Below are 13,415 nucleotides of genomic sequence, written 5' to 3' on the forward strand. Positions count from 1 at the left end.
TCCTTTCTAATTCGCATTTGAGATCAGCTTCTCTAAAGACATTTCAAAATCACGATCATCTTGAGTGGTTCTTTTTTTATGACGAGGTCCTTTAAGATTCTTCATTCGCGCTTCACGTCCATGATGTCTAGAATCCAGAATGAAGTCAATGTTCTGCGAGTTGATCACTTTACCACTTACATTGATAACATTACCTTGCTTTGCTAGTACCATTGCTGCTAAACCATTATCCTGTGTAATCACCAAATCATTTGGAAGCAGGTGATTGGCAATGTAATAGTCAGCAGAATCTCTAGAAATATCAACTGTAACAATTTCAGCGTAATCACTTTCGATGTGAATGGCATAATTCTTTACCACAGTTACTGGAATTTTATATTTTTTTGCTAGTCGAATCGTTTGATTCACTACTGGACAACCATCAGCATCAATCCATATTTTCATCTGTGCCTCTTTTCACCTTACATATATACCAAGAAGCTTGAGGCGCAACTTTAACTTCAATGACTTCTTCAAAGCACTTTTCAAGTCCAATTTTACACTCGGTAAACTCAGAACGTGCTGTTTTAATAAATCTAAAATAATCACTGCCTTCTAACCATTCTATGAAAGAAATCGTTAAAGAGCGATTTTGATTAAAATCGTGAAAAATGACATATTCCTTTGCCAATCTTTGCATCTCTTGATACATGACTTTCCGCTTATCCAAGGATAAGCCATGAGCCACATATGAGGCAATGACAAGATCAAATGAACGATCTTCAAAGGGAAGTCCTTCAAGCACATTCCCATCCATAAAGTTGATTTCTAAACCTTTAGTTTTTTCATTTGCGACATTTCGCATTCTTTCAGCAGGCTCAATCCCTTGAGCTTCAAGCCCAAACTGCTTTAAAACACTGCATAGCGCACCTGTGCCACTTCCGATATCTAATACGGATTGAAAGCGCGTAATGTCAAACATAGGCATAGCATTTCGAATTGCTGCTTCAAAGCTTCTCTTTTGACTGTTATAAAAAAAGCCATAAAAGTAGGCTAATTTGTTAAATAAAAGATGGTGTGGTTTTTTATGACGCATCATTTACTCCATAGATTTGACATGTATTATTAAATTCATTTTATCATTTTAATTTTTGAAAGCAAACTATTGACAGAAAATAGAATAAGTAATACTATATACTTAGTAATACAAAGTACATAGTATTGGTTAACACTTAGTATAAAGGAGGTACTTTATTGGACAACTTACTAAAGCAGTTCAAAAAAGGTGTACTTGACCTATTGGTGCTTGATTTGCTCAACCACGGAGATGCATACGGTTACGAGATTATCAGTCAGCTCGATAAAGCGTCTGATGGGTATTATTTAATGAAGGAAGGATCGCTTTATCCGGTTTTATACCGTTTAGAAGATAAAAATTTGATTCAAAATTATAGACAGCCTTCTGAAGCCGATCGTGCAGTACCTAGAAAATATTATAAAATCACTGAGGATGGCATCCAACAGTTGGCTCTTATGAAAGCGGAATGGCAACAGTTCTATCAGATAACAAATCACGTGTTGAAAGGATAGGTGATCCAATGAAAAGTGCAAATCAAAAATATGCAGAGCAAGTCGTAGCGTTGATTCCCGTTGACCGAGCTTATAAAAACCGCATCAAAGAGGACATCATCTCACGCTTAGAAGAATATCATAGTTCGGCTTCGCCAGAAGATTTAATGGGGAGTACGTACGAAGTCGCTCAGGAATTTATCGAAAATATTGAACCGAGTGCTCTAGTCAATCAGGGTAAAAAGACATTTAACTACACGAGTAAAGCAAAAATAATGGGCATTCCATTAATCAGTATAAGAGTAGGAAAGTTTGAAGTGGCAAAAGGCATCATTGCCATAGGGAACTTCTCAGTTGGCGTCATCTCTATTGGCGCGTTTTCATTAGGCATATTTTCACTTGGTGGTATTGGCTTAGGCGTAATGGCATTTGGTGGACTTGCACTAGGAGCGATAGGTGCGTTCGGTGGTGTTGCAGCGGCTTACATGCTAGCGATTGGTGGCGTAGCAGTGGCGCATAATTTAGCCATTGGAGGTGTTGCGATTGCAACTGACATCGCTATAGGCGATGTCGCACATGCAAAGCTTACGGCATATATGTCAGAATACAAAGGTGAGTTTGGATTTAATCGCTTAACCGATTCCACGCAAATGTTTACAGCACAACTGAATAAATCCTTCCCAAACTTCCCGAAATTCTTAAAGCGGATATTGGATATCGTATATAGTTCAACAACATATTAATAAAAAGTAGGAGCGTGTTATGAGTATACTTGATTGGTCAATTATCATTTTTGTTTTAATGGAATCTGCAAATGTAATCATTCTTTACTTTTTTCCTGATTTTAAGTACGGTAATGGCATCGCTGTATTTAATCAGTGGTCTAAAACTCAGAAGGATCCATCTGCGAGGTTATTTGCAAGTTATTTGGTAAACTGGGTTGCAGGAACCAAGTTGATATTTATCGTTTTATTGCTTGTGATTTTGTTTACAGGTAGTGAGTTTACAAAACAGTTAGCAGTTGCAGCTATGATCCTATCTATTTCAACTTATTTTTGGCGACTACATGCCATTATTAAAAAGCTGGATGAAATGGGAGAAATCACACCGAAGGGCTATTCAAAAGGACTGGATATGATGATCGCTGGTTTTATGGGGATGTTTACACTTGCATTTATTATCAGTTTTTTCGTTTAAAGAAATCTCATATTTGGTAAAAATAAACCAACTGGTTCGACTAAGTTAACTTTAGTCAAACGAGTTGGTTTTTTATATGATTAATGATTGTTGTTGAAGATAGTTTGTTTTGATATAATAGTACTAACAATCCGTGCAACCGATTGCACAAAGAGGGGGATTTATGAGAAAGTGGATTAGTATTTTGTTGATAGTTGTAATGATGGTGCTACTTCTTCCAAGTGAAGTCATATCAAATGCAGCCTCTGAGGATCAAATCAATATGACCGTACATTATCATCGATTTGATGAGCAGTATGATGGATGGAATTTATGGATCTGGGTGAAGGGGAAGGACGGGCAAAGCTTCGCATTCAACTCGGATGACGCATTTGGTAAGAAAGCTGATTTTGTTTTAGAGGGAATAAGCTCAGCTGAAGAGATCGGATTTATTGTAAGAAAAGGGGAATGGGAAGCAAAGGATGTCGATGCTGATCGATTTGTTAGTATCGATGCAAAAAATGCTGAAGGTAATATTGAAATATTTTTGGTTCAAGGTGTAGAGAATGTGTATTACTCAGAATCAGAGATTGATCTATCGCCGAAATTCCTTAAAGCGAGCTTTATTGATGCGGGTACTATTAAAATAAGCACATCTAAACCGATTGAGGCTGGAAGCCTTCGAAATGAGTTTAGTCTAATATCTGAATCAGGAGCAACTCTTAAGCCAACTGCTGTGAGCTCAGGCAGTAGCTCTTTATCGACGAATTTTGTCATCTTATTAGATGGTGCAGTCAATATAAATGAATCCTATATTACGAATTATCTCGATTATACGCCGATTCCTGTAGAAATCAGTGGGTTATATGATTCTGAGGCATTTGAGACCACCTATACGAGTAATAAAGCGCTTGGAGCTGTATACACAAAAGAACAAACGACGTTCAGAGTATGGGCACCAACAGCAGACTTAATGGTCGTAAATCTTTATCAAACCGGTGATGGTGATACATTTATTGAGTCTCAACCAATGAGCATGGATACAAATGGTGTTTGGGAAGTTACAGTTGATGGCGATCAAAATGGTGTTTATTATACCTATGGTGTGACAAGAAAAGACATTACTAAAGAAACCTATGACCCTTATGCCACTGCAGCGGGTGTAAATGGCGATCGATCCATGGTTCTCGATTTTAATAGTGATCTGCCAGATAACTGGTCCGAAGATGATGGTCCAAATGTCGAAAGTCAGAATGATATCATCGTTTATGAAATGCACATTAGAGATTTATCGATAGACGCAACATCAGGGATTGATCAAGCAGGTAAGTATTTGGGCGTCATCGAGCCAGATACACAAACAGCAGATGGTACGAAAACGGGGCTTTCTCATCTGAAAGAGTTGGGCATCACGCATGTTCAAATCTTACCTATGTTCGATTTTAATAGCATTGACGAAACAAGGCTTGCTGATAATAATTTCAATTGGGGCTATGACCCGAAAAACTATAGCCTACCTGAAGGTTCTTATTCATCAGATCCTTACCATGGTGAAGTAAGAGTTGAAGAAATGAGAGAAATGATACAAGGTTTACATGACGCCGGTATTGGGGTCATAATGGATGTGGTCTATAACCATACTGCATTAAGTGGTGATTCGAACTTTTCAATTATCGAGCCTAATTACTATTATCGTATGATCGATGGAAAATATTCCAACGCATCTGGAACCGGTAATGAAATTGCAAGTGAAAGAAGTATGGTTAAAAAGATGATTATTGATTCCTTAGTTCATTGGGTTTCAGAATATCACATCGATGGTTTCCGTTTCGATTTAATGGGCGTTTTAGATATTGAAACGATGAATGAGATAGAAAAAGCACTGCGTGAGGTCAACCCGGATATCGTTATCTATGGCGAAGGATGGACAGGTGGTAGCTCACCGTTGCCAGAAGGCCTTAGACTGGTTAAAGCAAATATGTCTGAGGCAACTGGTATTGGTGCATTTAGTGATGATTTTAGAGATGGCATCAAGGGGCATGTATTCAATGCAACCGAGGGTGGCTTTGCAGGCGGTTTCCCTAATTTAGAAGAGAGTGTTAAATTTGGTATCGTTGGCGCAGTTGAACATGACGGCGTTAATTATAAAAAAGTCAATTACTCTAAAAAACCATGGGCGATATACCCATGGCAGTCGGTTAATTATGTTTCAGCACATGACAACTTAACCCTTTGGGATAAGCTTGCAGTGACAAATCCGGATGCAACAGAGGCTGAGCGAATTGCAATGGATAAGCTAAGCAATGCCATCGTACTAACTTCGCAAGGCATGCCATTTTTACATGCGGGCGTTGACTTTTTAAGAACAAAGGATGGCGACGAAAACAGCTATAAATCTTCGGATGCCATCAATGCTTTGGATTGGGATTTAAAAACCATGCACAAAGATGTCTTTGAATATTACAAGGGACTAATCGCTGTACGCAAGGCATATTCAGCATTCAGTATGGCGACACAAGAGGAAATACAAGCCAATTTGCATTTCTTTAGCAGCGAAGCAAGTACGAATGAATTTGCAAGTGATGCATCGGTTCTTATGTCTGAAATGATGATTGGTTACAAAATAGATAAAGCCGCAAACGTAGATACCAATCAAGATCTATATGTCTTTTTTAATGGGGCACTTGAAGCGCAAAGCATAGAAATTCCAGCTGGCAAATATAAAGTCCTCATCAACGATCAAATGGCGGCACCCGAAGGCGTAGAAATCATCATGGGTGGGACGATTCAAATACCCTCTTCTTCGGCACTGGTATTAGAAGGTCAAGAAGGCGTAATCGTCAGTGGCACAGGATCTAGTGACAACGATTCACAGATGATAATCATCATCTCAGTGACCGCACTGATTATGATTGGATTGGTCTTATTCCTTTATAGAAGAAGGCAAAAAGTAGTAAAATAAAATAGATTTATAATTGTATTGCAATGGTTGCTTTAACATATAAAAAAGGGCATTATATAAGAATCAAAATGAAGTCATCAACTTTTACTACAAATTTGCCAATATTGACCAGCTGTGTTACTATAGTCAACGTGAGTAAAAAATTATGGATTGGAGAACGAAATGTTTAAATTACCAAATTGCCCAAAGTGTCAATCTGAATACACTTATGAATCAGATATCTTTTATGTGTGCCCTGAATGTGGTCATGAATGGCCAATAACAGCGAATGATACAGAAGAAGCTTTCATAGTAAAAGATGCAAATGGGAATGTTTTAACAGATGGTGATACGGTAAGTATCATTAAAGATTTAAAAGTGAAAGGCAGTAGTTCAACACTTAAAATGGGCACAAAAGTAAAAGGCATTCGTTTAATTGAAGAAGGTGACCATAACATAGATTGTAAGATTGAAGGTTTTGGTGCAATGAAGCTTAAATCCGAATTTGTAAAAAAAATATAGTGTTAATTAAACCTAAAAAAGAAGTGATGATTGGCTCATCGCTTCTTTTTCTTTATTTAGCAGCAATTTTGATTGTGGTAAAATCATCCTTTTACGATTTGCTCTTTAAGCTTAATCATATGATACATGAGATCGTTATAAGGCGTTTCGATTCCGTGTTCATCACCTATTTTACAGATAACACCCGAGAACATATCGACCTCAGTTGCTCGACCGGCATCCATATCCTGTAGCATCGAGGTTTTATTCTCTGGCACCATCGTTCCAAGCAGCTTGATCCAAGCGTTAAAATCGTCCTCAGTGATAATGACACCCTTAACTTTCGCGATAGCACTGACCTCTGTCATAACCAAGTGCATGATACGATGACCATTATCGGTGTTAAGAAAATGATAGTTCGCACCTAAGATGGCAGTCGGTTGATTGCTACAGACGTTGATCATAAATTTCCACCACATTTGTTTATACATATCTGCTGGATTTTCATAAGGTACGTTTGCTTTTTCAAACAACCTAGAGATGGTTTCAACTCTGGTTGAAATATGGCTGTCTTTTTCACCAAATACGATCTTTCCAATACTACCATAGCTCACTTCTTTATTTGTTCTTTGTGCATCAATGCCTAAGCACATACTGAATAATAGTTTCTCAGCACCATAAGTGGCACCGATGATCTCTTCTGAGTCGATGCCATTGAGTAATGACATAATGGTTGTATTTTCACCAACGTGATTGCGAACCAAATGAATTGCATTTTGGAGTTCATTATACTTAACGGCAATAATGACCAAATCAGCAGGGACAGCTGGGTCCGTATCTTTTACATAGTTAAAATGTTGCACTTTACCATTGATTGTGAATTCACTGTTAAAATAAGTCTTATAACGATTTTCATCTAATATAATGCTGAGATTAGCACTTTCACATTCGTTAAGTTTTTCTGCATAGGATGCGCCTATTGCACCCAAACCAATTAAAGAAATATTCATAACGCCTCCTGTTCTCAAGCTTTAAGGACTGATCATCAAATTTTCATCTATTTTATCATAAATTCTCATAAATTATCATTAAAAATGAGTTTTCATTTTACGCATTTGGATTTTAACAGCATTTGGTCTATCATAGAAATAGTGATAACATTTGTTTGTAGAAGAGAGGCTGAAAATGATTGATAAAAAAAGTGCACATGAAGCTGTCTATCAGACCCTTGTTGAAAAGCAGTATGAAGGCTGGGGCGGTTCAAAATATAAAGATAGAATGGCAGGTTGGGACGATAATATCGATAAGATTTTAAGAGAATCTCATTTGGTAGAGGGTAAAATTCTTGAGCTTGGATGTGGTGCAGGGGATGTCTCTATTAAACTTGCACAAAGAGGATTTGATGTTGTCGGTATTGACTTTTCAATAACCGCAATCAAGTGGGCGAATGAAAAAGCCGCTTCAATTTTCTCTCAAACAGCGGCTAATTTCGATTCCGAAAAGATTCGATTTTTTGAAGCAGATGTTACAGATGACAACCTGCTAACGGATGAACAATTTGATTTAATAATCGACGGTAACTGCTTGCATTGCTTATTTGATGAAGCTAGAGCAAGCTTTTATAACAACGTCAAGCGACTTATAAAACGCAGTGGCTATTTTTTTGTTGCTTCAGCCATAATGGCACCAAATGCACTTGAAAAGCCTAAGATTTCAGAAATTGATAGATGCTTACTTTCTAAGGAAGCATTAGAACAAGAGCTGGCCGACAATGGTTTTATAGTACTTAATACATGGGTAATTGAGCATGAAACGCATCACCATTATAGAGGCTTACTAAAGGTGAGACCAGATGATAAAACACTATAAACCGGATGCTGATTTGGCATACTGGATCGATTATATTTGGATGATAAAGATTGAAGAGGTACCAGAAGCACAACGTGATGATATCATTATGCCATTAGCGCATATGAACGTTATTTTTAATTTTGGTGATGCCTATTACTTTAGTCCTTCTGATTCACAAACGTACTTTAAATTACCTGACATTGCCGTCGTAGGGATGATCGACCAAGCTTACAAGGTAAGATATGAAAAGAATTTGTATCAAATAGGAGTTGCCATAAAACCAATCGCTTATCAAAACTTATTTAGTGAAAATGAGACAAAAACCATCCTAGAGGGCAGTGACACTTTTAGAACACTTTATGAGCAACTCAAAATAGAAGTGGACGACGAGGTTCGTATTTCTTGTATATGGACGTTTATTCGCAATCATCTAGTGCGTTTGAGCTATGAAAATAAAGGTCTGTATCAAATGATGCAATACATTGATCAGCATATCCATATCTTCAGTGTTAAGCAAATGGCACATGATTTGGGGATGAGTCTTTCCACATTGGAAAGAAAATTTAAACGTTCTTTTGGTATCTCACCAAAGGCGTATGTGAATATTAAAAGATTCCATTTGTCACCAGAGGATCATGATTATTTTTACGATCAATCTCATGCCATTAAAACTACAAAGCGCTATACGACCAAGACGCCTCAAGAGTTGGAAAGGGAGTCTAATGAGCTGACACTAAAGTACTTATCTGAACACAAACATTTAAGAAAATGACGATTTTTTACAATACCGCTTCAAAGGGACGAAGTAAAATTGAGATATGTAATCACATAGGAGGATGTTATGTCTATTTTTATCAGTCTGGTACTTTTTCTTAACGTTACTTTACTAGCGATTCAAGTACCTGGAGGCCCCATAGAAAACCGAGATTTTACACACCTTAAGGGAATTGTTTTTTGGGGGTTTAATGTATTTTTAATTTCACTGGGTTTAATGACGTTTGTTAATGCTTATTTTGTACTTAGTGGCAATTCAATTTGGCAACCTCTTACGATAGCTGTTGCCATTGGCTATATGATCGTCTATGCACTGGATTTGGCAAAAATATTTCCCAAATCGCCAACCAAAATGTCTAAAGCACTGCAATTACTTGAAATAGTCAATTTTTCAGTAGCCGTTTACTTATTTATTTTAGCCATTAGCCAATAGGAGAGGGAATGAAAAACGTTAAACTAATCTACTTCTCAGGGACTGGAAACACATATCTGGTTATGAGAATGATGCAAACACGGTTTGAAATGAAAGGTTTTAATGTAGTTTTAGAGAAAATGTCTGATGGAAATCGGTCTGATGAAAACCAGTCTGATGAAATTAAGTCTAAGCAAAATAGTTCAGATCAATATAGCTATGATAAAAATAGTTCTTTGAGCTCTAGTATAGATTATGAGTTCGTTGGTATCGTCTTTCCAGTTGCGGTGCAATCCACATTTCCAAACGTTTGGGCTTTTGTGAATCAAATGCCAAACGTGAATGGGCAAAAGATTTTTATGGCAGACACTATGGAAAGCTACTCTGGTGGCGTGGTGGGACCTATGAAACAGCTTTTAAAGAGTAAGGGTTACAAATGCATTGGCGCAATGGAGTTTAAGATGCCAACCAGTATGCAGATGAGTCAAAAGAAAGTGGATCAAGGGATTCTAAAAAGTGAAAAGGTGCAGGAAGAGGTTGAAGCTTATGTGGATGCACTTATAGCAGGCAATACAAAATGGCGTCGAGTTCCAATTTTTTCAGATTGGATGCGAGCTATCTCAAAGGGTAAGAAAATTTGGGGTCAAATGGCTTCAAAGCTTTCGGTCACAGCAGATAAGTGCATTGAGTGTCAACTGTGTGTTTCGCATTGTCCAGTACAGGCTTTAAGCTCAGTTCCTGAACTGAAAATTGCCATAGATACGACCAAGTGTATCTCGTGTATGAGATGTGTCAATTATTGTCCTAAAAATGCATTCACTTTAAATGGTAAAACGCTTTATCAGAAGAAAAATGCAAGGCTGAAGGATTTTTCGTAATCTACAGGGACCATATTTACGAGGACTAAATCAACGAATTCTAAATTTATGAGGACCAATTGTGCCTGAAAAAGAGTTTTCGATATAGCTTTGGCGTGTACCCGGTTTGTGTTTTAAACACCTTTGAAAAATGACTTTGAGAGCTGAAATTAAGATAATTGCTGATTTCCAAAAGTGAAAAGCTCGAATATTTAATCATATTTTCAGCAGCCTCGATCCGCTTACTTCGAATGTATGCCGATAGACTCATGCCAACCTCATTCATAAATAGACTGGATAAATAATTAGGGGTTAAATCAACCGTTTTTGCTAAGTCAGAGACGGTTATTTCTTTGTGCAGATTCATATAGATGTAATCAAAGCTAAGAAGTACTTTCTTAGAATAGCTTTTGGATGTTCTTGTTTCAGCCATGCGGGAGGTAAAGTCATGGAACATTTCGCTGTGTAGTGTGTATAGTTGATGCAGAGCATGAATCTCGTCCATTTTTTGAATATAGAGGTCACTTAGCGTGTAGGCAATCTCTGATGGCATGCCGCCCTCGATACAAAACCGCGTTAAAAGTGTGACCGATGCAACGAAGAGATACTTGGCATTTCTAATGGGATCGTTTGAAAGCTGCCCCGTAGAATCACCTTGGAAAATACGCTTGCTTTCTTCGATACTTCTGAAGTCGCCTTGCTTGGCATACTCGTATTGACGCATTTCATCATCATAGGTATGGTGAGCCGATAGGTGTTCACGCTGCAAAAAAGTGGTATGCGTCAGCTTGGTCTGTACGGAGGTATCTAGATTTAGCGTTGTAGATGTGTTTGTTTTCATATTAACCTTCCATTTAGTAAGATCGTAGTTTAAGTTAGTAATTTAAGTTATGTGTAATTATAGATACAATTACAATATAAATATACAATAAATCGTAGATATATGATAGTTTCAACTTCTATAATTTGATACGCTAAGGGAAATAATGAAATATTTCATGAGGTGGCGAATGAAAAGTTCAAATGGAAAACAATCAAACGAGAATCATACACATTTGAATCAAAGCAAATTGGATCAATCCTACTTAGACTCAACTCTAGCGCCAGAAATCAGAACTGAACGTTTGCTAGCACAGATGACATTAGAGGAAAAAGTGGGGCAAATGATGCAGATTTCTTGCATGAAGGCCGATCCCGAGTTTGTGGATGGCAAGGCAGTGGGCTGGATCTATAGTAGAATGTCTGACGAAGATAGAAATGACTGGGTTCAAAATAAGCATGCTGGATCGTTTTTACATGTACTGGGCGATGAAATTCATATGATACAAGCGTTGGCAAAGAGCACACGATTAGGTATTCCAGTGATGTTCGGTATCGATGCCATTCACGGGCACGCGCTTCACAACGGCGCCACGGTATTTCCTTCTCAGCTAGCCGCTTCTTGTAGCTGGGATAGAGAAGCACTAAAGGAAATGGGGCATGTTACAGCCAAAGAGGTTGCAGCGGATGGGATCCATATGACTTTTTCACCAGTGCTTTGCATCGCACGAGACCTTAGATGGGGGCGTGTGGGCGAAACATTTGGAGAAGATCCTTATCTCATCGGTGAGCTGGGCAGTGCGATTATTAAAGGCTATCAAGGTGAGTCACTTGCTGAGCCAACCAGTATATTGGCATGTGCAAAGCATTACCTTGCATATGGCGAATCCGTAGGTGGTCGCGATTCTTATGACACACAAATTTCCTTTAGAAAAGCCCGAGAAACATTCCTACCTCCCTTTGAAAAAGCCATAAAAGCAGGCTGTATGTCTATTATGACTGGCTATCAATCCATCGATGGCACACCTGCAACGGCAAATCAGCCATTGATTAAAGGGATACTAAAGGATGAATTCGATTTTACAGGGTTCATCATCACTGACTGGAATAATACTGAGAGTCTTGTCACGCAACAGCGCGTATGTGAAAACTTAGCAGAAGCTTCAAAAGTAACCATAGAATCAGGAAATGACATGATTATGAACACGCCTGCTTTCTTTGAAACCATGGTAGAACTTGTGAAAGTAGGCAAGGTAGCTGAAGCAACCTTAGACGATGCAGTAAGAAGAATATTGCTAACTAAGTTCAAGATGGGGTTGTTTGAAAAGGTGCATCAGTCGGAGGGGTTAGAAAGAAGCGACTCTGTTTTCGCGTGTGATGCACATTTAGAGCGTAATTTAGAACTCACAAGGAAGTCCATCGTACTACTTGAAAATAAAAATAAGTTATTACCATTAGGCAAAAAGTATAAAAAAATCGCAGTAATTGGACCGAATGCGGATGATTTGAGAGCGCAGTATGGTGACTGGACTTACTTCACACATCCATTTCCAAAGTATGAACCATCATTGACTCAGACTTATACGGTTTTAAAGGGGATCGAAAAGCTTGCCGAAAGTTATGATGTAAAAGTCAATTATCAAAGAGGGTGTGATGTTTCGGAAGTTTCAAAGGATGATTTTGAGATGCGTGCGGCGATAGAATTAGCCGACACATCTGATCTTATCATAGCAGTGGTGGGCGATACCATTGAGCAAAACGGTGAGTTTAAGGACCGTGCTAACTTAGATTTGATGGGAGAGCAGCAGCTCTTATTGGAAAAGCTTAAAGCGACTGGTAAACCTATGGTAGTCGTCTTAGCGAACGGTAAACCGTTGTCCATACCATGGATCAAAGAAAATGCTGATGCTGTGATCGAAACGTTTAACTCTGGCCAATTGGGTGGTCTTGCTTTAGCTGAAATTGTCTTTGGTGAGTGTGTGCCGAGTGGAAAGCTGTCTATATCATTTCCTTATCATGTTGGTCAGCTACCGGTTTATTATAATCAGCTACCGGGTTGGCATGGTAGTAAGTATATTGATTTACCGATGACGGCACTTTATCCGTTTGGCTATGGCCTTTCTTATACAACTTTTAAATACTCAAATTTAGGACTTTCTCAAACGATTTGCGGGCCGACAGATTCTATCACTGTATCTGTGGAAGTGACCAATACTGGAAATTATGATGGTGAAGAAATCGTTCAGCTCTATGTGAGTGATTTAGTCAGCTCAGTTATGACCCCTTTTAAGATGCTGAAGGGCTTTGAACGTGTAAAGATCAATCGAGGTGCAACCAAAGTCGTTACGATTAAACTTGAGATTGAAGAGCTCGCTATTATTGATCCTTCTGGTAAAAAAATCGTAGAGCCAGGAGACTTTAAAATTGGGGTTGGACCAGATTCTAGGGATACGTCATTATTATATGAAACGCTAATCGTTAAATAATTGAAAGCCTCTAACACAGTGATCTAGATTATTCTAGTACTGGTTAGAGG

General features: G+C 38.2%; 14 protein-coding genes. 10 read left to right on the forward strand and 4 right to left on the reverse strand.

Annotated elements, in window-relative coordinates; translation table 11 throughout:
* Positions 1-6: 6 nt before the first annotated feature.
* Positions 7-444, reverse strand: a complete 438-nt coding sequence (locus AC4PID_RS15145) for a YaiI/YqxD family protein (protein ID WP_492132821.1) — start codon at positions 442-444, stop codon at positions 7-9.
* On the reverse strand, positions 428-1,075 hold the full coding sequence (locus tag AC4PID_RS15150) for a class I SAM-dependent methyltransferase (protein ID WP_492132822.1): 648 nt from the start codon (positions 1,073-1,075) through the stop codon (positions 428-430). Before AC4PID_RS15150 ends, AC4PID_RS15145 begins: the two co-directional genes overlap by 17 nt.
* A 158-nt stretch (positions 1,076-1,233) precedes the next feature.
* Here AC4PID_RS15150 and AC4PID_RS15155 point away from each other — a divergent pair, with 158 nt between their 5' ends.
* The 5 genes from AC4PID_RS15155 (at position 1,234) to AC4PID_RS15175 (ending at position 6,187) form a co-directional block, all read left to right on the forward strand.
* Positions 1,234-1,569 (forward strand): PadR family transcriptional regulator, encoded by a 336-nt coding sequence (locus tag AC4PID_RS15155; protein ID WP_492132823.1) that lies wholly within the window; start codon positions 1,234-1,236, stop codon positions 1,567-1,569.
* Between the two features lie 8 nt (positions 1,570-1,577).
* A complete protein-coding gene (locus AC4PID_RS15160; protein ID WP_492132824.1) occupies positions 1,578-2,291 on the forward strand; it encodes a hypothetical protein in 714 nt (237 codons plus the stop codon).
* Between the two features lie 19 nt (positions 2,292-2,310).
* Positions 2,311-2,745 (forward strand): hypothetical protein, encoded by a 435-nt coding sequence (locus tag AC4PID_RS15165; protein ID WP_492132825.1) that lies wholly within the window; start codon positions 2,311-2,313, stop codon positions 2,743-2,745.
* A 163-nt stretch (positions 2,746-2,908) separates the two neighbouring features.
* Positions 2,909-5,686, forward strand: coding sequence for a type I pullulanase (gene pulA, locus AC4PID_RS15170; protein ID WP_492132826.1), 2,778 nt, complete (start codon positions 2,909-2,911; stop codon positions 5,684-5,686).
* A gap of 162 nt (positions 5,687-5,848) precedes the next feature.
* Complete coding sequence (locus AC4PID_RS15175) at positions 5,849-6,187, forward strand: zinc ribbon domain-containing protein YjdM (protein ID WP_492132827.1); 339 nt, start codon at positions 5,849-5,851, stop codon at positions 6,185-6,187.
* An 83-nt stretch (positions 6,188-6,270) separates the two neighbouring features.
* Here the strand turns inward: AC4PID_RS15175 and AC4PID_RS15180 are convergent, their stop codons facing one another.
* On the reverse strand, positions 6,271-7,176 hold the full coding sequence (locus tag AC4PID_RS15180) for a ketopantoate reductase family protein (protein WP_492132828.1): 906 nt from the start codon (positions 7,174-7,176) through the stop codon (positions 6,271-6,273).
* A gap of 175 nt (positions 7,177-7,351) precedes the next feature.
* On the opposite strand from AC4PID_RS15180, the gene AC4PID_RS15185 reads away from it, so the two are divergent.
* The 4 genes from AC4PID_RS15185 (at position 7,352) to AC4PID_RS15200 (ending at position 10,081) form a co-directional block, all read left to right on the forward strand.
* The gene (locus tag AC4PID_RS15185; protein ID WP_492132829.1) at positions 7,352-8,035 is read left to right on the forward strand and encodes a class I SAM-dependent methyltransferase; all 684 of its coding nucleotides are present in this window, start codon (positions 7,352-7,354) and stop codon (positions 8,033-8,035) included.
* Positions 8,019-8,789 (forward strand): DUF6597 domain-containing transcriptional factor, encoded by a 771-nt coding sequence (locus AC4PID_RS15190; protein ID WP_492132830.1) that lies wholly within the window; start codon positions 8,019-8,021, stop codon positions 8,787-8,789. The genes AC4PID_RS15185 and AC4PID_RS15190 overlap by 17 nt, the downstream gene beginning before the upstream one ends.
* A gap of 69 nt (positions 8,790-8,858) precedes the next feature.
* On the forward strand, positions 8,859-9,224 hold the full coding sequence (locus tag AC4PID_RS15195) for a DUF8051 family protein (protein ID WP_492132831.1): 366 nt from the start codon (positions 8,859-8,861) through the stop codon (positions 9,222-9,224).
* Between the two features lie 8 nt (positions 9,225-9,232).
* Complete coding sequence (locus AC4PID_RS15200) at positions 9,233-10,081, forward strand: EFR1 family ferrodoxin (RefSeq protein ID WP_492132832.1); 849 nt, start codon at positions 9,233-9,235, stop codon at positions 10,079-10,081.
* 46 nt (positions 10,082-10,127) lie between these two features.
* On the opposite strand, the gene AC4PID_RS15205 is transcribed toward AC4PID_RS15200, so the two are convergent.
* Complete coding sequence (locus AC4PID_RS15205; RefSeq protein ID WP_492132833.1) at positions 10,128-10,901, reverse strand: helix-turn-helix domain-containing protein; 774 nt, start codon at positions 10,899-10,901, stop codon at positions 10,128-10,130.
* 169 nt (positions 10,902-11,070) lie between these two features.
* On the opposite strand from AC4PID_RS15205, the gene AC4PID_RS15210 reads away from it, so the two are divergent.
* On the forward strand, positions 11,071-13,365 hold the full coding sequence (locus tag AC4PID_RS15210; protein ID WP_492132834.1) for a glycoside hydrolase family 3 N-terminal domain-containing protein: 2,295 nt from the start codon (positions 11,071-11,073) through the stop codon (positions 13,363-13,365).
* The last annotated feature ends 50 nt before the right edge of the window (positions 13,366-13,415 follow it).

It is taken from the genome of Fusibacter sp. QWL-12 (genome assembly GCF_058683495.1).

What these genes read in the sequence shown, in the direction of transcription:
- AC4PID_RS15150 (WP_492132822.1), bottom strand. Translation starts at nt 1,075, where the DNA reads ATGCGTCATAAAAAACCACACCATCTTTTATTTAACAAATTAGCCTAC.
- AC4PID_RS15185 (WP_492132829.1), top strand. Translation starts at nt 7,352, where the DNA reads ATGATTGATAAAAAAAGTGCACATGAAGCTGTCTATCAGACCCTTGTT.
- AC4PID_RS15160 (WP_492132824.1), top strand. Translation starts at nt 1,578, where the DNA reads ATGAAAAGTGCAAATCAAAAATATGCAGAGCAAGTCGTAGCGTTGATT.
- pulA (WP_492132826.1), top strand. Translation starts at nt 2,909, where the DNA reads ATGAGAAAGTGGATTAGTATTTTGTTGATAGTTGTAATGATGGTGCTA.
- AC4PID_RS15200 (WP_492132832.1), top strand. Translation starts at nt 9,233, where the DNA reads ATGAAAAACGTTAAACTAATCTACTTCTCAGGGACTGGAAACACATAT.
- AC4PID_RS15165 (WP_492132825.1), top strand. Translation starts at nt 2,311, where the DNA reads ATGAGTATACTTGATTGGTCAATTATCATTTTTGTTTTAATGGAATCT.
- AC4PID_RS15210 (WP_492132834.1), top strand. Translation starts at nt 11,071, where the DNA reads ATGAAAAGTTCAAATGGAAAACAATCAAACGAGAATCATACACATTTG.
- AC4PID_RS15190 (WP_492132830.1), top strand. Translation starts at nt 8,019, where the DNA reads ATGATAAAACACTATAAACCGGATGCTGATTTGGCATACTGGATCGAT.
- AC4PID_RS15145 (WP_492132821.1), bottom strand. Translation starts at nt 444, where the DNA reads ATGAAAATATGGATTGATGCTGATGGTTGTCCAGTAGTGAATCAAACG.
- AC4PID_RS15205 (WP_492132833.1), bottom strand. Translation starts at nt 10,901, where the DNA reads ATGAAAACAAACACATCTACAACGCTAAATCTAGATACCTCCGTACAG.
- AC4PID_RS15175 (WP_492132827.1), top strand. Translation starts at nt 5,849, where the DNA reads ATGTTTAAATTACCAAATTGCCCAAAGTGTCAATCTGAATACACTTAT.
- AC4PID_RS15180 (WP_492132828.1), bottom strand. Translation starts at nt 7,176, where the DNA reads ATGAATATTTCTTTAATTGGTTTGGGTGCAATAGGCGCATCCTATGCA.
- AC4PID_RS15195 (WP_492132831.1), top strand. Translation starts at nt 8,859, where the DNA reads ATGTCTATTTTTATCAGTCTGGTACTTTTTCTTAACGTTACTTTACTA.